Below are 18,570 nucleotides of genomic sequence, written 5' to 3' on the forward strand. Positions count from 1 at the left end.
CCGCGAGCATCCCGTGGCGGTGGCCGGACGCCGGGGGGACGCGGGTCAGTAAACGCCACCCGATGCCGGCCGCGCCACCGTGAGGACCGAAATTCAGCCCGCCGAAACCGTGTGGACGCCTGCGCGTCAGGTATGCAGAACGCATGACGCAGACGCAGGACCAGGTCGCCGGGCTGCTTCTCGCCGCGGGCGGGGGGCACCGCCTCGGCGGACGCCCCAAGGCGCTGCTGACGCACCGGGGGCGTCCGCTCGTCGAACACGCGGTCCAGGCGCTGCGCACGGCGGGCTGCGGACGCGTCCATGTGGTCCTCGGGGCCGCCGCCGACGCCGTACGGGAGAAGGCACGGCTCGGCGGGTGCGTGCTCGTCGACAATCCGCGGTGGGAGCGAGGGATGGGGGGCTCACTGCGCCTGGGGCTGGAGTCGCTGGCGGGGACCGGCGCCAGGGCCGCGCTGGTGTGCCTGGTCGACCAGCCCGGGATCGGAGCCGAGGCGATGGCCCGGGTTCTCGCCGCCCACCGTTGCGGTGACTCGCTCGCGGCCGCCTCCTACGAGGGCCGGCGCGGCCACCCGGTGCTGCTCGGGGCCCGGCACTGGGCGGGCGTCGCCGCCGGCGCGACCGGCGACCGCGGCGCCCGCGCCTATCTGAGCGCGCACGACGACGAGCTGACGCTGGTGGAGTGCGGGGACGTGGCGCAGCCGTACGACATCGACCACGTGGGCGACCTGTGGCGGCTGGAGTGACTTCGGCGGGACCGGCCCGCGCTGCAGCGTTGAACTTCCACGATGAGGAAACTACTATCCACTGACGCCGCTCACGTCGCGCGTGCCGACCCGCCCCGCCGAAGGAAGTGACCGCTCATGGCAGCCCCCGCGCCGTCCCCGCCGGCCGTAGTCGCCGCCGAGCCGCTGCCGCGGCAGGAGGAGGTCCTCACCGAGGCGGCCCTCGCCTTCGTGGCCGAACTGCACCGCCGCTTCACCCCGCGCCGCGACGAACTCCTCGCCCGCCGGGCGGAGCGCCGCGCCGAGATCGCCCGTACCGGCACGCTCGACTTCCTCCCGGAGACCGCCGCGATCCGCGCCGACGACTCCTGGAAGGTGGCCCCCTCCCCCGCCGCGCTGGAGGACCGCCGGGTCGAGATCACCGGCCCCACCGACCGCAGGATGACGATCAACGCCCTCAACTCAGGCGCCCGGGTGTGGCTCGCGGACTTCGAGGACGCCTCCGCGCCGACCTGGGAGAACGTGGTCCTCGGCCAGCTCAGCCTCATCGACGCCTACACCCGGAACATCGACTTCACCGACCCGGTCTCCGGCAAGGCGTACGCCCTTCGCCCCGACGACGAGCTCGCCACCGTCGTCATGCGCCCGCGAGGCTGGCACCTGGACGAGCGACACCTCGTCGACGCCGAAGGGGTGCGGGTGCCCGGTGCGCTCGTCGACTTCGGCCTGTACTTCTTCCACAACGCCCGGCGACTGCTCGACCTCGGCAAGGGGCCGTACTTCTACCTCCCCAAGACCGAGTCGCACCTCGAAGCACGCCTGTGGAACGACGTGTTCGTCTTCGCGCAGGACCACCTCGGCATCCCACGGGGCACCGTCCGCGCCACGGTCCTCATCGAGACGATCACGGCCGCCTACGAGATGGAGGAGATCCTCTACGAACTCCGCGACCACGCCTCCGGGTTGAACGCGGGCCGCTGGGACTACCTGTTCTCCATCATCAAGAACTTCCGTGACGGCGGGCCCGAGTTCGTCCTGCCGGACCGCAACGCCGTCACGATGACCGCCCCGTTCATGCGGGCGTACACCGAACTCCTCGTCCGCACCTGCCACAAGCGCGGCGCGCACGCCATCGGCGGCATGGCGGCGTTCATCCCGTCCCGCCGGGACGCCGAGGTGAACAAGGTCGCCTTCGAGAAGGTCCGCGCCGACAAGGACCGTGAGGCCGGCGACGGGTTCGACGGCTCCTGGGTGGCCCACCCCGACCTCGTCCCGATCGCCATGGAGTCCTTCGACAAGGTCCTCGGCGACCGGCCGCACCAGAAGGACCGGCTGCGCGAGGACGTCGACGTCCGGGCCGCCGACCTGATCGCGATCGGCTCGCTGGACGCGAGGCCCACGTACGAGGGTCTCGTCAACGCGGTGCAGGTCGGCATCCGCTACATCGAGGCGTGGCTGCGCGGACTCGGTGCGGTGGCCATCTTCAACCTGATGGAGGACGCGGCCACCGCGGAGATCTCGCGCTCGCAGATCTGGCAGTGGATCAACGCGGGCGTGGAGTTCGCGCACGAGGGGCGGACCGTGCGGGCCACCCCCGAGCTGGCCCGCCGGGTCGCCGCCGAGGAACTGGCGGCGGTCCGCGCGGAGATCGGCGAGGAGGCGTTCGCGGCGGGGCACTGGCAGCAGGCCCACGACCTGCTGCTCCAAGTCGCCCTGGACGAGGACTACGCCGACTTCCTGACCCTGCCGGCGTACGAGCGGCTCGAAGGCTGAGCGCCGCGCCTCAGGGCGCGCCCTGGTCCGAGTGGCCCAGGGGCTTGCCCGGGGCCACCCGGTCGCGTACGAGGCGCTTGACCGCCGTGGGCTCCGGGAAGCCCTGCTCACGGCGGTCCCACACCACTTCGTCGTTCACCCGTACGACGAAGACGCCGCCGGTGCCGGGCCGCAGGGCCAGCTCGGTGAGCTCCGTCTCGAAGGTCGTCAGCAGTTCCTGGGCGAGCCAGGCGGCGCGGGGCAGCCAGCGGCACCGGGTGCAGTACTCGATCTCCACACGCTGCACATCGCTCATCCCAGGTGCACCGACCAATCCTGTTCCGCGGCCGGCTTGCCGTGCAGGTCGGGGACCCGCTTGAGCCAGTTCGGCCGTCCCTGCTGCGTCTTCGCCGCCCGCAGGGCCTCCTCGGCGGCGAGCTCCTCCCGGGTGGGGAAGTCCGTGGGCAGCCAGGCCGCCGAGGCCTTCACGCGTGCGTGAAGGTGGTCCACGTACGCCGTGCGGGCGTCGTCGGCCGTGGCGAACGCCGGGTCGTCCGCGAGCCAGGCGTCCGGGACCTCGGCGAGGATCTCCCGGAGCAGTTCCCCGGTCACCCGGGGCGCGAGTTCCGCGTCGGCGGCACGCACGTCGGGCGCGTACCGGCCGAGGGCGTGGTGGCGGAAGTCGTAGGCCTTCGCGGGGTCGGCGCCGTCCCAGCGGTGGTGGAAGACGAGCGCGGCGCCGTGGTCGATCAGCCACAGCCTCGGCGGTACGGTCCCGGACGTGGGCCACACCATCAGGTTGGAACTGTGGACGGTGCGGTCGACGTTGACGGTGAGGGCGTCGAGCCAGACGATCCGGCCCGCCTCCAGCGGGTCCACGCGGAAGGTCTTCGCGACCTCGGGGGTGAAGTCGCGCGCGCCCGGCAGGCAGTCCATGCCGAGGTTGAGTCCGGCGCTGGCGGCGTGCAGCTCCCGCACCTCCTGGTGGGGCTCACTGTCGGCGATCGCCGGGTCGAAGCCGACCATGACCAGCTCGGGGAAGCGCAGCCCCAGGGCGCGCGCCAGTTCGCCCACGACGATCTCGGCGACCAGCGCCTTGCGGCCCTGCGCCGAACCGGTGAACTTCACGACGTAGGCGCCGAGGTCGTCGGCCTCGACGACAGCGGGAACGGAACCGCCGGACCTGAGCGGTTTCACATATCGAACAGCAGTCACGTGGCGCAGCACACCGGTCAGCCTAGTTCAGGTCGTACGGGGCCGGATCACGCGTCGGCCAGGGGGTTGGGCAGGGGCAGGTAGCGGGCGTCGGCGCCGTCCGCGCCGGTCCAGCGCAGCAGCAGGTTGGTCTTGCCGGGCAGGGTGGGCGCGGCGAGCAGGGCGCGGACCTCGGGGAGGTCGTGCCGGGCGACTTCACGGCGGGCGGCGGGCCACGGGTCCAGTCCGGGCCGGTGCTCGGCGAGGGCGGCGGCGACCTCGGTGAGGTGGTTGACGACCAGGCAGTACACCAGCCGTTCCCAGCCGGCGGTCCGCTCGACGTCCGGCAGCAGCTTCACGCCCTCCGCGTCGCGGAACAGGGCCTGCACCGGCGTCCCGTCGGCGTCGACGGCGACCAGGGTGTTCTGCAGATGCGCCTCCAGGACGACGCCGTGGTCGGCGAAGGCGCCGAGCACCGGCGGGACGACGGCGGCCAGGTACGCCTCCCACCAGGCCGCCGTGTCGGCCGCGCGGTGCGGCGGGCTGCCCGCGAAGCCCTCCACAAGACCGGCGGCGAGCAGCGGGGTCGCGCCGGGCAGCAGGTGGCCGCGCAGGCCGTCGCGGACCAGCACGGCGAGTTCCTCGAAGGCGAAGTCGGCGGTGCGGTAGCCCCGGTCGCTCAGCCAGGCCGCCGGGCCGCCGGCCGCCGTGAAGGCGCGCGTGACGGCCGCGTCGGTCCGGCGGACGCGGAGCAGGTCGTGGCGCCAGAGCCGGCGGATGTCGTTGGTGATGCGCACGTCGAGGCTGAACTTGAGGAACAGGTCGGGCCCGGGTGCGTACAGGGTCCGGATCGCGGCGGTCGGCCAGGCGTCGAAGGCGGTGACGCCGAGGCGGACCAGCCGCCCGTCGGCGAACGCGGGGGCGAGGGCGCGGCGCGCCAGGTCGAGCTGCCAGGGGTGGGCGGGCAGCAGCCGGTAGCCGGGCGGGGCCTCGCCGAGGGCGTCGAGCGCAGCGGTGTCGCCCTCCTCGACGACCGTGTCCTCGCGCAGCCCGAGCAGGACCAGCGGGAAGCGGGCGTGGGCCTCGGGGGCGTACGGCAGCCAGGCGCTCGCGGGGCCGCCGCCGCGCGCCTTGGGCGCGGGATGGTGGGGGTGGCCGGTGAGGAGGGACTGCTCGGAGCGCAGGTAGGGGTCGACGGGCGGGGTGGCACCCGCACGTGCGGTGAGCAGGGCGGCCACCGCCTGGCGGCTGTCGAGCATCTCGGCGGGCAGCTCGTGGTTGGCGAGCCCGGTGTGCCGGCGCAGTTCCTCGCCGACCAGACGGACGAGCGCGCCGTGGTCGAGGCGGTGCCAGGCGCCGGCGGTGCGTACCTCCGGTTCGGTGGGGCGCCGGGCGCCGCGCACCCGCAGCACACGGCCGGAGGGCAGCCGGTGCACCTGGCGTCCGTCGCGTTCGGACAGCGGTTCCGCGACCTCCCGCAGCAGACAGTTCAGCAGGGGCGCGCCCGCGCAGGCGTCGGCGCGGGCGGCGAGGCCGTCCCGTCCGGCCCGGTCGGCGGACGCCGGGGCCTCTGCGGTCGGGGGGATGAGGTCCACGGGTTGTACTCGTTCCCTACGGTTCTTCTCGGGCGGAGACGATCAGTATCGCGGTCGTCACGAGCCGTCCGTGACGCCGTACCCGTACCCGAGGAGTCCGCCCGTGCACCGTCCCCCCACCGCCGAGGCCGAGGTGGCCGCCGAGCTCGCCGCGGTGCGCCCCGCGCTCGGGCCCCGGTTCGCCGCCGAGCTGCCGGGGGCCCGCGCGGCCGTGCTGACGCGGCTGTGGCGGGCGCTGGCCCATGAGCCGCTGCCCTGGATCGAGCGCCGCGAGGCGGGCCGGGAGGGTCTCGCGTTGCGCCTCCCGGACGGCCGCCGTCTGCACGGGCCGCCCGCGGATCCGTACGCGACGACCGGCCACGTGAGGGAGGTGCGGCTCGACGGGGTGGCGTACGACGATCCCGCGCGGCTGACGACCGAGCTCGCCGTGCCGCACGGCGACGGCTTCGCCGCCGAACTCGGCGACAGCGTCGCGTCGTTGGCGCTCTCCCGGGCCGGCGCGGCGAGTGGCGGCGCCGGCCCGGATGGGTGGCCCGCGCACGACTGGGAGTGGGAGCAGCGTGTCGTCGACGGGCATCCGTACCACCCCAACTGCCGTTCCCGGCCCGGCTTCTCGGTGGCGGAGCAGCTCGCGTACGGCCCCGAGCACCGCCCCCCGCCGGTACGGCTGCCGTTGCTGCCGGCGCCGGCCGCGGAGTGTCTGGTCACGGGTGACTGGCCGGAGGAACTGCGGGACGGGCGAGACGTGTTGATCCCGGTGCATCCCTGGCAGGCGGCGCACGTCCTCAAGCGGTCCGGTCCGCCTGGCCCCGCCGCGCACCCGTTGATGTCGTTGCGTACGCTCGCGGTGCCGGGCGGCCCGCATGTGAAGACGGCGCTGAGCGCCCGGCTGACGTCGTCGGTGCGGGACATCTCGGTCGGCTCCGTCGCCTCCGCCGCGGCGCTGTCGGCGTTCGGCGAGACGCTGGCGGCGCGCACGGACGGTCTGCTGCACATGACGCGGACGTGGGGCGCGGTCACCGCCGACTCCCCCGATCTGGCGGCCCTGTTGCGCGAGTCGCCGGCGGCGTACGCGGGGCCGGGCGAGCGTGTCGCGCCGGTCGCGGCCCTCGCCACCACCGAACTTCCCTCACGGCCGGGCTGGTTGGCGGAGCTCGCGCGGCTGTGTCTGGGCGTCGGGCTGCGGTTGCTGGAGCTGGGCGTGGCGCTGGAGGCGCACGGGCAGAACCTGCTGGTGGTGCTCTCGGCGTCGGGCGCCCCGCTGCGGCTGGTCTACCGCGACCTCGCCGACATCCGGGTCAGCCCGGCCCGGCTGACCCGGCACGGCGTGCCGCTGCCCGAACTGCCGGAGCGGATCCGCACGGACGACGTACGGGCGCTGCGCCGCAAGCTGTTCGGCTCACTCGTCGGTGGCGCGCTGGCGGGGACGGCGGGCGACGGGGAGACGCTGCGGGCGGCGCTGACGGCGGCCGTTCGGGAGCTGCCGCGCACGCCCGATCTCGACGCGCTGTGCGAACAACCGCTGCCGGTCAAGGCGTTGACGCTCATGCGGCTGTCCCCCGAGGTCGCGGGCGACCAGTGGACCGTACTGCCCAATCCGCTGCGGCCGCAGGACATCTGAGACTGTTTTTGTGGCGGAGCGCCTCCGATCAATAGGATCCGCCGATGATCAGAACACAACGGCTGGCGGCGGGCGTGGGAGCACTGCTCGCCACGCTCGCGGTCGGGATCGCGTTCCCGTCCGGGGCGGTCGCCGACGAGACCACAGCCAACGCTCCGAAGGTCGACCTGGTCCTCGACGTCAGCGGCTCCATGCGGGCCAAGGACATCGACGGCGGGACGCGGATGGCCGCGGCCAAGCAGGCGTTCAACGAGGTGCTCGACGCGACCCCGGAGGGCGTACGGCTCGGCATCCGCACCCTCGGCGCCAACTACCCCGGCGACGACCGGCAGACGGGCTGCAAGGACACCGCGCAGCTCTACCCGGTCGGCCCGCTGGACCGGACCGAGGCGAAGACGGCGGTGGCGACGCTCACGCCCACCGGCTGGACGCCGATCGGCCCGGCGCTGCTGAAGGCGGCCGGGGACCTCGACGGCGGCACCGGCTCCAAGCGGATCGTGCTGATCAGTGACGGCGAGGACACCTGCGCGCCGCTCGACCCGTGCGTGGTGGCCCGCGAGATCGCCGCCAAGGGCATCGGACTGACCATCGACACCCTCGGACTGGTCCCCAACGTCAAGATGCGCCAGCAGCTCAGCTGCATCGCCGAGGCCACCGGCGGCACCTACACATCGGTGGAGCACACCGATGAACTCGCCGACAAGGTGAACCAGTTGGTGGACCGGGCGGCCGACCCCGTGGTGACGCCGGTCGCCGTCGGCGGCGCGGACTCCTGCACCGCCGCGCCGACGCTGAAGTCGGGCCTGTTCACCGACCGCGAGGAGTTCGGCCGGCAGCGCTGGTACCGGGTCGACGTCGAGCCGGGCAAGGAACTGCGCGCCTCGGTCAGCGTGGCGGCCGACCGGGCCGTGAACCCCTCCCACGGGGTGCTGCTGCGGGCGGTCACCGTGCACGGCCGGGAGATCGTGCGGGGCGAGGCCGCGGGCACCGGCCGCACCGACGTCGTCTCGGCCGGGCTGCGCTACCCGAAGGCGGAGAGCGACGAGGATGAGGCGCCGGCCGAGACGGTGTGCCTCCAGGTGACCAACTCCTTCTCCCCGGCGGCCGGGGTGAAGACCACGCCGGGCATGCCGCTGGAGCTGACGGTGGACGTGGTGGACGGCCCGTCCCCGGCGAGCGACGTGGCCTCCTTCGGTCTGGGCCGCGGCTGGTGGCTGCTGGGCGCGCTGGTGCTGGCCGGCTTCGTCGCGGGCCTGCTGTGGGGCTGGCTGTCACGCTGGCGTGTCGCGATCTGGAGGACGAACTGATGCGGATCACACGCGTGGTGAGCGCGACCCTGCTGGCACTCGGCCTGGCGGCGGCACCGGCCGCGGCCGACTCGACGCCCTCGGCGAGCCCCTCCGAGGACAGCGCGGCGCCCACCCGGGCGGGCACGTCGTTCCGCACCGCCACGGAGGTCGACCAGGGCCAGAAGGCGACCGCGAGCGCCTCCACGGGCGACTACCTGTACTGGTCGTTCCCGGCCGACGCCGGCCAACGGCCCACCGTGAAGGCGACGGTGAACCTCCCCGAGGGCCACACCGGCCAGACCTGGCAGATCGACGTGTACGACGGTCTGCGCCGCCGCCAGGCCTGCCAGTACGGCGCCCAGACGCGCACCGCCGCCGCGGGCGCGGCCTCGGTCGAACTGGCCTGCGTCCTGCGCACCGTGCGGGCCTGGTCCGAGCCGTGGGCGAACGACCCGCTGCCGGGCACGTACTACGTCCGTCTGACCGCCGTCGGACTGAAGACGGCCGACCTCGGACTGCCGGTCGGAACCGAACTGCGCGTGGACTCCAAGGACATGGGCGGTGCGGCTGCGGTGGACGGCAGCCTGGCCGAGCCGCTGGTGCCGGGCGTCGCGGTCAAGTCGACCGCGGAGAAGGAGGACTCGTCCTCGGCGGTGCTGTCGAGCATCGAGCCGGACGACGGCTGGTCGTCGGGCTGGTGGTCGGACCGCTGGGTGTGGACGGCGATCGGCGGCATGCTGGCCGCGCTGGCCGGCATCGGCGGGTACGCGCTGACCCGGGGCTCGGGCCGCCCGCCCGGGGCGCTGCCGCAGGCCTAGGGCGTGGCGCGCGAGCGCCTGAACGACCCTCGGAAGGCCTGCCGCTCACCTGTGGCAGGCCTTCTCTCACGCCTCACGCCTCACGCCTCACGCTTCGCGCAGCGCCTTGGCGAGCGGGCCTTCGCCGCTCACGCCGACCCGCCCGGCGCGCACCGCGTCGGACAGGGTCAACTCGCCGCGTGCCAGGGCCTCGGAGGTGCCGGCGTCCAGCGTGAGACGCACGTCGGGCTCCCCGGGCGCGGGACCGTCGCCGTAGACGGGCGTGTCCCGGGCCCCCACGAGAAGGTGGAACTCCCCTTCCTCCAGACCTACTTCGACCACCCCGTCGCCTTCGCCCTCCAGCGCGCGCAGCAACGGCAACGCGAACCAGTGGGCGCGTACGGCGTCGGTGGGCCGCCGCTCCCCCAGCTCCGCCTGGCCCCACGCCCCGAGCGCCTGCAGGACGGGCAGCAACTCGCTTCCCCGAGGGGTGAGTTCGTAGACGTAGGCCGCTCCGGGCGGCGGCAGCCTGCGGCGGGTGGCGAGGCCGTCGCGTTCCATGTCCCGCAGCCGGGAGGCGAGTACGTCCGTGCTGACGCCGGGCAGGTCGGCGTGCAGGTCGGTGTAGCGGCGCGGGCCGGCGAGCAGCTCCCGGACGATCAGCAGGGTCCAGCGGTCGCCGACGGCGTCGAGCGCGCGGGCGGCGGAACAGTACTGGTCGTAGCTTCGGCGACGAGACATGCGAGGCAGTCTAGACATGTCGTTGGACTTTCCAAGCAGGGACTTGGTAAAACCAAGCAACCCCAGATACCGGAGGGACGCATGGAGTTCCGGCAGTCGAACAAGCTCAGCGAGGTCTGTTACGAGATCCGCGGCCCGGTGATCGAGCACGCCAACGCGCTGGAGGAGGCCGGCCACAGCGTGCTGCGCCTGAACACGGGCAACCCCGCGCTGTTCGGCTTCGAGGCGCCGGAGGAGATCATCCAGGACATGATCCGGATGCTTCCGCAGGCCCACGGATACACCGACTCGCGCGGCGTCCTGTCCGCCCGCCGGGCGGTGGCCCAGCGCTACCAGAGCCGGGGCCTGGAGGTCGACGTCGACGACGTCTTCCTCGGCAACGGGGTCTCCGAACTGGTCTCCATGGCCGTGCAGGCGCTGGTGGAGGACGGCGACGAGATCCTCATCCCGGCCCCCGACTTCCCGCTGTGGACGGCGGTGACGACCCTCGCCGGAGGCAAGGCGGTCCACTACCTCTGCGACGAGCAGTCGGAGTGGTACCCGGACCTGGACGACATGGCGTCCAAGATCACCGACCGCACCAAGGCCGTCGTGATCATCAATCCGAACAACCCCACCGGGGCGGTCTACCCCAAGGAGATCATCGAGGGCATCCTCGATCTGGCCCGCCGTCACGGCCTGATGGTGTTCGCCGACGAGATCTACGACCAGATCCTCTACGACGACGCCGTCCACCACTCGGCCGCCGCGCTCGCCCCCGACCTGGTCGTCCTGACCTTCTGCGGACTGTCCAAGACGTACCGGGTCGCGGGCTTCCGCTCGGGCTGGCTGGTGGTCACCGGCCCCAGGCAGCACGCCAAGGACTACCTGGAGGGCCTGGCCATGCTGGCCTCCATGCGCCTGTGCGCCAACGCGCCCGCCCAGTACGCCATCCAGGCCGCGCTGGGCGGCCGGCAGTCCATCGGCGAACTGACCGCGCCCGGCGGCCGGCTGCGCGAACAGCGGGACGTGGTCTTCGAGAAGCTCAACGAGATCCCGGGCGTCTCCTGCGTCAAGCCCAAGGGCGCGCTGTACGCCTTCCCGCGCCTGGACCCGGCGGTGCACCGGATCCACGACGACGAGAAGTTCGTCCTGGACCTCCTCCTGCGCGAGAAGATCCAGGTGGTCCAGGGAACCGGCTTCAACTGGCCCTCCCCGGACCACTTCCGCATCCTGACCCTCCCCCACGCGGAGGACCTGGAGGCGGCGATCGGAAGGATCGGGCGGTTCCTCGGCGGATACCGGCAGTAGGACCACCGGGCGTCGAGCGCTGACGGGGCGCCTGGAGTCTGCGTCTGCGGGTGCGCTGTGCGAGTCTGTGTCGCATGGGTGATCTTTTTCTCGTCCGGCACGGGGAGACCGCGTGGTCGCGTTCCGGTCGGCACACCGGGTCGACGGACGTCCCGCTCACCGAGCACGGGCGGGAGGAGGCGCGGCGGCTGGCGCCGATGATCCGGTCGCACCGGATCGGGGCCGCGTTCGTCAGTCCCGCGCAGCGGGCGCGGGAGACGGCCGAGCTGATCGGGCTCGGCCCGCACGAGCCGCGGGTCGACGCGGATCTGCGGGAGTGGGACTACGGCGGCTACGAGGGCATCACCACCGTCGAGATCCAGCGTGAGCGGCCCGACTGGTTCCTGTTCACGGACGGGGTCGCGCCGGGCCCGCCCGAGCATCCCGGGGAGAGCCCGGAGCAGGTCGGGGAGCGGGCCGACCGGATGCTGGCCAAGGTGGACGCGGCGCTCGCCAACACCGAGGGGTGCGTGGTGCTGGTGGCGCACGGCCACTTCCTGCGGGTCCTCACCGCGCGCCGGCTCGGGCTGCCGCCGTCCGCGGGCGCCCTGTTCCAGCTGGCCACGGGCACGCTGGGCCGGCTGGGGACGGAACACGGGCGACCGGTGATCGCGGGGTGGAACATCCGCCCGGGCGGCTGACGGGGCACGGGGGATGTCAGACCCTCGTCGTAGCCTCGGGGGCGGTGGGTGAACGACGGGGGCGGGCCCGTCGTCCCCGTGGCCCGGAGGGGGTACGCCGTGACACGACCGCCGACCGCCGCGCAACGGCGGGTGATCGACGCCGCCGATCCCGTCACCGGGCGGCTTCGGGGTACGCAGGCGCAGCTCGCGGCGCTGGTGGTGCGGGGCCTCGCCTTCCGGCATCCGCGCCCGCCGCACGACTTCTTCCTGACGCCCGCCGGGCACCGGATACGCGAGGCCGCGCCCGAACCGCCCGGTGCGGCCGAAGCGGCTCCGAAGGCGGCGGGCGCGGGCGGGGTGTTCGCCGCCCGGGTCGGCGGCGAGGAGGAGCCGGCGGCGGGGCCCTCCCGCGCCCGGGAGGTGCACAGCGCCTGGCAGGGGCTGCTCGAGCTGCGCCGGATGACCAATCCGGACGGCGCCGCGGACCGGCCGTGCGGGTGGGAGCGTACGCATCTGGTGCGGGCCGCCGCGCTCGCCCTGGAGGCCGCCGGGCACCGCGCCGCCGGGCCGGACGGCGACGGCTACCGGGTCCGCGCGACACCGCAGCCGGACGCCGTGGGGGTGCGCGGGCCGGACGACGAGACGCTGCGGGCATGTGCGGCGACACTGAAGGGGGCGGGCTGGCAGGTCGGGGAGCACACCGACTCCCGCACGCGGGACCGCTACCTGCTGGCGTCCCCGCGCCGCGTGTGAGGGGCGTGCCAAGATGGGCCCGGACCAGCGGTCAGGGCAGGACGAGCAACAGCAGGGGGAGCCAGCAGTGAGTGAGCCGTTTTCCGTCCGGATCACCGTCCGCGGATACGAGACCGACACGCAGGGCCATGTGAACCAGAGCGTGTACGTCAACTACGCGGAGCACGCACGCTGGTCGTTGCTCCAGGCCGCCGGGATCACCCAGGCCGCTCTGATCGCGAGAGGCGTCGGGCCCGTCGCCCTGGAGACGACCATCCGCTACAGGCGTGAGCTGCTCGCCGGCGACGAGGTCGACGTGACGTGCGTCTTCGAGTGGAGCGGCGGCAAGACGTTCCGCATCGAGCAGGTCATGCGCAAGGCGGACGGCACGGTGGCGGCCGAACTCACCGCGGTCGGCGGCCTGCTGGACCTCACGTCGCGGCGGATGGTGCCCGACCCGCAGCACCACTTCAAGGAGCTGGCGTCCGACCCGGGCCTGTTCGGACTCTGACGGACGAGGTCACCCGAAGGCCGCTCGACGCTCCCGCGCCCACTGCCGGTACGTCCGCGCGGGACGCCCCAGCAGCTCCGGCACGTCCTCGGTGACCACGGCGTTGCCGCCGTCGCGCACGAAGGCGTTGCCGGCCAGGACGCCCTCCGCCTGGGCCTCGCTGAGGCCCCAGGCGAGCAGACGCTCACGCGCCTGGCGCGGTGTGAGGTCCCGGGTGGCGACCGGCCGGCCGAGGACCTCGGCGAGCACGGCGGCCTGCCCCGGCACGCTGATCGTCTCCGGGCCGGTCAGCGTGTACGTCCGTCCTGCGAGCCGGCCGTCGAGGAGGACCCGCGCCGCCGCCTCGGCCACGTCACGCGGGTCGATCACGCCCTGCGCCCCGTCGCCGCTCATGTTCGGCACCGGCTCGCCCGCCCTGATCGGGTCCGCCCAGCTCAGCGTGTTCGAGGCGAACGACGAGGGGCGCAGGACGGCCCACTCGGCCCCGCTCTCGCGCACGGCCCGCTCGCCGGGCAGGTGCCACGTCCCGAAAGTCCCCAGACCGGGGTCGCCGGTCGCGATCGCGGACAGCTTCACCAGCCGGCCCACCCGCGCCGACCGGGCCGCCGCCACCAGTGCCCGGTCGTGGTCGGTGTCCGGCCCCGGGACGCCGACCAGGAACGCGGCCTCCACTCCGGCCGCCGCCGCTTCCAGGGAGCCGGGGTCGAGATAGTCCCCACGTGCCACCTCCACCCCCGAGGGCAACCCGGCGGCCTTCGCCGGGTCGCGGAGCAGCGCACGCACTTTCTCGCCGCGCGCCGCCAACTGTCGTACGAGTTCACTGCCGATGGTGCCCGTGGCACCGGTCACGAGGATCATGGCCCTCACGGTGCCGGGCATCATCGCCGCGCCTCTAGGAGATTCCGGCACGCTTCGGCAGCCCTCCGGGACCTGTCCGGCGCTTACGGTTGAGCGGTGACCGACGTCCTCACCGAGCAGCCCCTCACCGTCCCCGACCGGGCGCGCCCCTGGATCTCGGGCGTCGCGGCGATGCGGGCCGCGGGCCTCGCGGAGGAAGCCCTCGCACACCCGCCGGACACCGCGACCCAGGTGGTCGTGCGCCTCCGGGGCAACGGGCGGCGCGACACACTGGTCGTCGGACCGCGCACCCAGGCCACGTACCACGCGGACGCGGAGAAGCGGGTGGTGTCCTGTGTGCGCCTGCGTCTGGAGCCGGGTGCGGCGCGACCGGTGCTGGGTGTGCCGGCCGTGGACCTCGTCGGCCGGGTGGTGCCGCTGGGCGCCCTGCCCTCCGACACGGCCCGTGCGCTGGCGCGCGAACTGGCGTACCGGGAGCCGGGGGAGGTCACGTCCGGACTCGCGGATCTGCTGCCCCCGCCCAGCGGCCGTTCCCGCGACCGCGACCGGCTGCTGCGCGCCGCCGTCGCCGCACTGTCGACCCGACGGGACCGCGCGCCGGCCGCCGTGCGGGACGTCGCCCGTGAACTGGCCGTCAGTGAACGCCAGTTGCGCAACCTCTTCGCGGAGGGAGTGGGCCTCTCCCCCAAGCACTTCGCCCGCATCGACCGGGTGCGGCACGTCCTGGACCACGCCCTGACCACCCCGTGGGCCGAACTCGCCGCCGTCACCGGCTACTACGACCAGTCGCACATGACGGCCGACTTCCGCACCCTGATGGGTGTGCCGCCCCGGGCGTTCTTCGCGGGACGGCTGCCGCGGGCCACACCCTGCCAAGCGCCCCCATGAGACCACCGGGGAAGCGGAATTCGGGTGCACCCGGCCCCGCGCACCTGCGATGCTCCCCTCCCATGCCCGCACGACGCGTCAGACCCAGCCTGTACATCTCCGTGGACATCGAGGCCGACGGTCCCATCCCCGGCCCGTACTCGATGCTCAGCCTCGGTGCCGCGGTCGCCGGTGTGCAGGACGCGGACGGTTTCACCGCGGCCGACCCCGCGGCGCGGACCTTCTACCGTGAACTGCGGCCGATCAGCGAGGATTTCGTGCCCGAGGCGCTGGCCGTGAGCGGGCTCGACCGGGAGCGGCTCGGCCGGGAGGGGATCGAACCGGCGGTGGCGTTGGGCGCGTTCGCCCGCTGGGTGCGTGAGGTGAGCGACGGCGCGCAGCCGGTGATGTGCGGTTACCCGGCGTCGTACGACTGGACGTTCCTGTACTGGTATCTGATCCGGTTCACCGGAGCGAGTCCGTTCGGGCACTCCGGCTGCCTCGACATGAAGACGCTGTACGCCGCCAAGGCGGGGCTGCCCCTGAGGGCGGTGGCGAAGCGCGCCATGCCGCCCGGGCTGCTGTCGACGCGCCGCCACACCCACCACGCCCTCGACGACGCGATCGAGCAGGCCGAGCTGTTCGCCAACCTGATGGCCTGGGCCGGCCCCTCGACGCGCTGAGGCCGTCGCCCCCTTCGGCTCAGGACCCGGCCGCGATCCGGGCCAGCCGTCGGGCCTCCTCGCGGGTGGAGCGGGCGATCGCCTCCTCGTCGGCGGTCAGCAGCCTTCCGTTCTCGACGATCTGACGGCCGTTCACGAAGGAGGCGGTGACCGGAGCTGCCGCGCCGAGGACCAGCGCGGTCACCGGGTCGGCGATGGAGGCGTGGGCGAGGGTGTCCATCCGCCAAAGCACCAGGTCGGCCAGCTTGCCCGGCTCCAGGGAGCCGATCTCCCCTGCCCGTCCCAGCACTTGGGCCCCGCCGTAGGTGCCGAGGCGCAATGCCTGACGGGCGTTCAGAGCGGCCTCTCGATGAGGACCGAGTCGGTTGACGAGGAGCGCGTTGCGCAGCTCGGTGTGCAGTTCGCCGGACTCGTTGGACGCGGTGCCGTCGACGCCGAGGCCGACCGGGACGCCGGCCGCGAGGAGGTCGGGGACGCGTGCGATCCCCGCCGCCAGGCGGGCGTTGGACGAAGGGCAGTGGGCGACGCCGGTCCTCGTGCGGGCGAAGGCATCGATGTCGGAGTCGTTCATGTGGACGCAGTGCGCCATCCACACGTCCTCGCCGAGCCAGCCGGTGGACTCGAAGTAGTCGGTCGGTCCCATGCCGAACAGCTCGTGGCAGAACTTCTCCTCCTCGACCGTCTCCGATCCGTGGGTGTGCAGCCGCACGCCGAGCCGGCGCGCCGACTCCGCTCCCTGCCGCATCAGTTCGGTGGACACGGAGAACGGGGAGCAGGGGGCCACGGCCACCTGGGTCATCGCTCCGAAGGAGGCGTCGTGGTGCCGCCGTACGGTCTCCTCGGTGGCGGCGAGGGCGTCCTCGAGGCTCTCGACGGCGAAGTCGGGCGGCAGGCCGCCGTCCTTCTCGCCGCGATCCATGGAGCCGCGCGCCAGGGTGAAGCGCACGCCCATGTCGCGGGCGGCGCCGATGATCGTGCCGGCCAGGTCCCCGCAGCCGCGTGGGAAGACGTAATGGTGGTCCATGGCGGTGGTGACGCCGCCGCGGGCCATCATCGCGAGCGAGCCCTGCGCGGCCGCGCGCACCATCGGCTCGTCGATGCGCGCCCACGTCGGGTACAGCGCGACGAGCCAGTCGAAGAGGTTGTGGTCGGTGGCCAGGCCCCGGGTGATCCACTGGTAGAAGTGGTGGTGGGTGTTGACCAGGCCGGGGGTCACCAGGTGGCCGGTGGCGTCGACGACCCGTACGACGTTCTCCAGGCCCTCGGGGGCACGGCCGGGGCCGAGCGACTCGATCCGGTCGTCCGCCAGGACCACGTGCCCCGAGGCATGCTCGGTGTCGTTCGCGTCCACGGTGGCGATCGCCGCGTTCTCGATGACGGTGCGCTGGGTCATCCGGTCCGTCCTCACAGGTTGGTCAGGTCCTCCGGGATCCGCGCCTCGCAGCCGTCCCGCAGGACGGTGGCCTCGATCAGGCCGTAGGGGCGGTCCGCGGCGAAGTACACCTCGTTGTCGTTCTCCAAACCGAACGGCGTGAGATCGACCAGGAAGTGGTGCTTGTTGGGCAGTGAGAAGCGGACCTCGTCGATCTCCGGGCGGTGTTCGACGATCCGGGAGCCCATCGCGTACAGGGTCTGCTGGAGGGACAGCGAGTACGTCCCGGCGAAGGCCGAGAGCAGGTGTTCCCTGACTCGCGCGTAGGACTCGTTCCAGTCGGGCGCGGGCTGCGTGTCGTCGGTCCAGTGGAAGCGCCAGCGGCCGGAGACCGCGGTGGCCAGGACCCGGTCGTGGGCCTCCGGGAGCGTCGTGTACCTGTCCTTGACGTAGCCCCGGAACTCGGAGTCGGTGGTGTTCAGCACGGTCAGGTCCTTGAGCCCGGCGACGACCTCCCACCGCTCGCCGTCATAGGCGATCTGGGCGAGCCGGGTCTCCTGGCCCTTGCGGACGAAGGAGTGCGCGCCCTGTGCGGAGGTCTCGACGCGCTCCCAGGCGTACTCCTCGACGCGGATCCGGGCGCGGTGGATGGACGGCTGCGAGGTGACGAAGTGGCGGGCGAGGCGGATGCCGAACTGCTCGGCGGAGTCGATACCGTGCTCCTTGGCGAACGCGTACACCGTGTTCTTGGTGGTGTCGGTCGGCAGGACGCCGGCGTTCGAGCCCGAGTAGTGGACCTCCTCCATGTCGCCGCTGAGCGACACCGAGACGTTGAGGTCCTTGATGTGGTGGGTGGCCCCGTCGCGCGTGACCTTGACGACCCGGGTCTCGGCCTTGCCGTACCGGTTCGGCCCTAGCACAGGGCGGCCGGGGCGGGGAATGTCTGCCATGGAGCTAGCTCCCTCGGTATACGGAGTAGCCGAACGGGCTGAGCAGCAGCGGTACGTGGTAGTGCTCGCCGGGCACGACGGCGAACGTGACCGTCACCTCCGGGAAGAACACGCCCGGACCGCCGTCCCGGTGCGCGGGGGCGTCCCGCCGTGCCTCGGCCCGCTCGTTCTCGAAGTACGGTTCGACCGCGAAGTCGAGCCGTACGTGGGTGATCCCTTCCGGCAGGTCCGGGAGGTCCTTGCACCGGCCGTCCGCGTCGGTCGCGGAGCCGCCGAGGGGCTGCCAGCCGGCGTCGTGGCCCGCGCGGGCGGAGATCCGGACGGCGACGTCGCGGGCGGGACGGCCGGCGGAGGTGTCCAGGATGTGCGTGGACACCGAGGCGGTCGTGCGGGTGCTCATGGTGCTCCTCGGTCCTCTTCGGCTTCGACGACGCGGGCGAGCCGGATGCGGTTGATCTTCCCCAGTTCGGTGCGGACGATCTCCCGCTCCCGCTCCGGCGTGTTGCCGATCCGTTCCCGCGCGGCGTCGCGCATCTGCTCACCGGTGCGGCCGGTGGCGCAGATCAGGAAGACGTGCCCGAACCTCTCCTGGTAGGCCAGGTTGAGTTCGAGCATCTCCGCTCTCAGCGCCTCGGACGCGCCGGCCATGCCGCGCTGTTCGCGGGCGGAGGCCGGGTCGCCGAGCCGGGGCCGGCCGATCGGCGGATGCCCGGCCATGGCCTCGTCGAGGTCCCGCGCGCACAGGCCGGCCGTCGCGGCGTCGCTGACGGCGTAGAGGTCGCCGGGGGTGGCGTAGGGACGCTCGGCGAGAAGCTGTCGCGCCCAGGCCGTGGACGCGCACACCTCGTGCAGGGCGGCGGCTGCCGCCCGCTCCTCCAGGGCGTTGAACCGGCTCAGACCGGCGGGCGGGGGAGTCGACGTCACGGGAGCCTCC

The 18,570-nt window shown here is 73.3% G+C and carries 20 protein-coding genes; 11 read left to right on the plus strand and 9 right to left on the minus strand.

What is annotated here, in order from left to right:
- Positions 1-143 precede the first annotated feature (143 nt).
- Both ACIRS4_RS06010 and aceB read left to right on the plus strand, forming a co-directional pair.
- Entirely contained in the window at positions 144-743 is a 600-nt protein-coding gene (locus tag ACIRS4_RS06010) for an NTP transferase domain-containing protein (protein ID WP_404190595.1), read from the plus strand.
- 117 nt (positions 744-860) lie between these two features.
- Entirely contained in the window at positions 861-2,495 is a 1,635-nt protein-coding gene (gene aceB / locus ACIRS4_RS06015) for a malate synthase A (protein WP_404190597.1), read from the plus strand.
- A gap of 10 nt (positions 2,496-2,505) precedes the next feature.
- Here aceB and ACIRS4_RS06020 read toward each other — a convergent pair whose 3' ends face one another.
- From ACIRS4_RS06020 to ACIRS4_RS06030, 3 genes are read right to left on the minus strand one after another with little or no spacing between them, the layout of a single operon-like run.
- On the minus strand, positions 2,506-2,790 hold the full coding sequence (locus ACIRS4_RS06020; protein WP_404190600.1) for a SelT/SelW/SelH family protein: 285 nt from the start codon (positions 2,788-2,790) through the stop codon (positions 2,506-2,508).
- Positions 2,787-3,701: a HipA family kinase gene (locus ACIRS4_RS06025; protein WP_404190602.1), complete on the minus strand. Its 915-nt coding sequence runs from the start codon at positions 3,699-3,701 to the stop codon at positions 2,787-2,789. Before ACIRS4_RS06025 ends, ACIRS4_RS06020 begins: the two co-directional genes overlap by 4 nt.
- A 35-nt stretch (positions 3,702-3,736) precedes the next feature.
- Positions 3,737-5,263, minus strand: a complete 1,527-nt coding sequence (locus ACIRS4_RS06030; RefSeq protein WP_404190604.1) for an IucA/IucC family protein — start codon at positions 5,261-5,263, stop codon at positions 3,737-3,739.
- A gap of 103 nt (positions 5,264-5,366) precedes the next feature.
- Here ACIRS4_RS06030 and ACIRS4_RS06035 point away from each other — a divergent pair, with 103 nt between their 5' ends.
- Genes ACIRS4_RS06035 through ACIRS4_RS06045 form a run of 3 tightly spaced genes read left to right on the plus strand, consistent with a single transcriptional unit; the run spans position 5,367 to position 8,991 of the window.
- Positions 5,367-6,884 carry an IucA/IucC family protein gene (locus tag ACIRS4_RS06035; protein ID WP_404190606.1) on the plus strand — a complete coding sequence of 506 codons (1,518 nt, stop codon included), beginning with the start codon at positions 5,367-5,369 and terminating at the stop codon, positions 6,882-6,884.
- Between the two features lie 44 nt (positions 6,885-6,928).
- Positions 6,929-8,191 carry a VWA domain-containing protein gene (locus ACIRS4_RS06040; RefSeq protein ID WP_404190609.1) on the plus strand — a complete coding sequence of 421 codons (1,263 nt, stop codon included), beginning with the start codon at positions 6,929-6,931 and terminating at the stop codon, positions 8,189-8,191.
- A complete protein-coding gene (locus tag ACIRS4_RS06045; protein ID WP_404190612.1) occupies positions 8,191-8,991 on the plus strand; it encodes a hypothetical protein in 801 nt (266 codons plus the stop codon). The genes ACIRS4_RS06040 and ACIRS4_RS06045 overlap by 1 nt, the downstream gene beginning before the upstream one ends.
- 87 nt (positions 8,992-9,078) lie before the next feature.
- Here ACIRS4_RS06045 and ACIRS4_RS06050 read toward each other — a convergent pair whose 3' ends face one another.
- On the minus strand, positions 9,079-9,711 hold the full coding sequence (locus ACIRS4_RS06050; RefSeq protein WP_404190615.1) for a winged helix-turn-helix transcriptional regulator: 633 nt from the start codon (positions 9,709-9,711) through the stop codon (positions 9,079-9,081).
- Positions 9,712-9,792: 81 nt separating this feature from the next.
- On the opposite strand from ACIRS4_RS06050, the gene ACIRS4_RS06055 reads away from it, so the two are divergent.
- The 4 genes from ACIRS4_RS06055 to ACIRS4_RS06070 all read left to right on the plus strand — a co-directional run bounded on the left by ACIRS4_RS06055 (position 9,793) and on the right by ACIRS4_RS06070 (position 12,906).
- On the plus strand, positions 9,793-11,001 hold the full coding sequence (locus ACIRS4_RS06055; RefSeq protein WP_404190617.1) for a pyridoxal phosphate-dependent aminotransferase: 1,209 nt from the start codon (positions 9,793-9,795) through the stop codon (positions 10,999-11,001).
- 74 nt (positions 11,002-11,075) lie between these two features.
- Complete coding sequence (locus tag ACIRS4_RS06060) at positions 11,076-11,681, plus strand: histidine phosphatase family protein (RefSeq protein ID WP_404190620.1); 606 nt, start codon at positions 11,076-11,078, stop codon at positions 11,679-11,681.
- A gap of 99 nt (positions 11,682-11,780) precedes the next feature.
- Positions 11,781-12,416, plus strand: a complete 636-nt coding sequence (locus ACIRS4_RS06065; RefSeq protein WP_404190623.1) for a hypothetical protein — start codon at positions 11,781-11,783, stop codon at positions 12,414-12,416.
- A gap of 67 nt (positions 12,417-12,483) precedes the next feature.
- A complete protein-coding gene (locus tag ACIRS4_RS06070; RefSeq protein ID WP_404190626.1) occupies positions 12,484-12,906 on the plus strand; it encodes an acyl-CoA thioesterase in 423 nt (140 codons plus the stop codon).
- Between the two features lie 9 nt (positions 12,907-12,915).
- Here ACIRS4_RS06070 and ACIRS4_RS06075 read toward each other — a convergent pair whose 3' ends face one another.
- Positions 12,916-13,773 (minus strand): NAD(P)H-binding protein, encoded by an 858-nt coding sequence (locus ACIRS4_RS06075; protein ID WP_404191080.1) that lies wholly within the window; start codon positions 13,771-13,773, stop codon positions 12,916-12,918.
- Between the two features lie 87 nt (positions 13,774-13,860).
- Here ACIRS4_RS06075 and ACIRS4_RS06080 point away from each other — a divergent pair, with 87 nt between their 5' ends.
- Entirely contained in the window at positions 13,861-14,652 is a 792-nt protein-coding gene (locus ACIRS4_RS06080) for a helix-turn-helix domain-containing protein (RefSeq protein WP_404190629.1), read from the plus strand.
- Positions 14,653-14,714: 62 nt separating this feature from the next.
- Positions 14,715-15,314 carry an exonuclease gene (locus tag ACIRS4_RS06085; protein ID WP_404190632.1) on the plus strand — a complete coding sequence of 200 codons (600 nt, stop codon included), beginning with the start codon at positions 14,715-14,717 and terminating at the stop codon, positions 15,312-15,314.
- Positions 15,315-15,333: 19 nt separating this feature from the next.
- Here the strand turns inward: ACIRS4_RS06085 and ACIRS4_RS06090 are convergent, their stop codons facing one another.
- Genes ACIRS4_RS06090 through uraD form a run of 4 tightly spaced genes read right to left on the minus strand, consistent with a single transcriptional unit; the run spans position 15,334 to position 18,560 of the window.
- On the minus strand, positions 15,334-16,707 hold the full coding sequence (locus tag ACIRS4_RS06090; RefSeq protein ID WP_404190635.1) for an 8-oxoguanine deaminase: 1,374 nt from the start codon (positions 16,705-16,707) through the stop codon (positions 15,334-15,336).
- Positions 16,708-16,718: 11 nt separating this feature from the next.
- Entirely contained in the window at positions 16,719-17,636 is a 918-nt protein-coding gene (gene pucL / locus ACIRS4_RS06095; protein ID WP_404190638.1) for a factor-independent urate hydroxylase, read from the minus strand.
- 4 nt (positions 17,637-17,640) lie between these two features.
- Entirely contained in the window at positions 17,641-18,036 is a 396-nt protein-coding gene (gene uraH, locus ACIRS4_RS06100; RefSeq protein ID WP_404190641.1) for a hydroxyisourate hydrolase, read from the minus strand.
- A complete protein-coding gene (gene uraD, locus ACIRS4_RS06105) occupies positions 18,033-18,560 on the minus strand; it encodes a 2-oxo-4-hydroxy-4-carboxy-5-ureidoimidazoline decarboxylase (protein WP_404190643.1) in 528 nt (175 codons plus the stop codon). Before uraD ends, uraH begins: the two co-directional genes overlap by 4 nt.
- Positions 18,561-18,570 lie beyond the last annotated feature (10 nt).

The sequence above is a fragment of the Streptomyces sp. NPDC101166 genome, from assembly GCF_044768125.1.
In the GTDB taxonomy this organism is placed as follows: Bacteria; Actinomycetota; Actinomycetes; order Streptomycetales; family Streptomycetaceae; genus Streptomyces.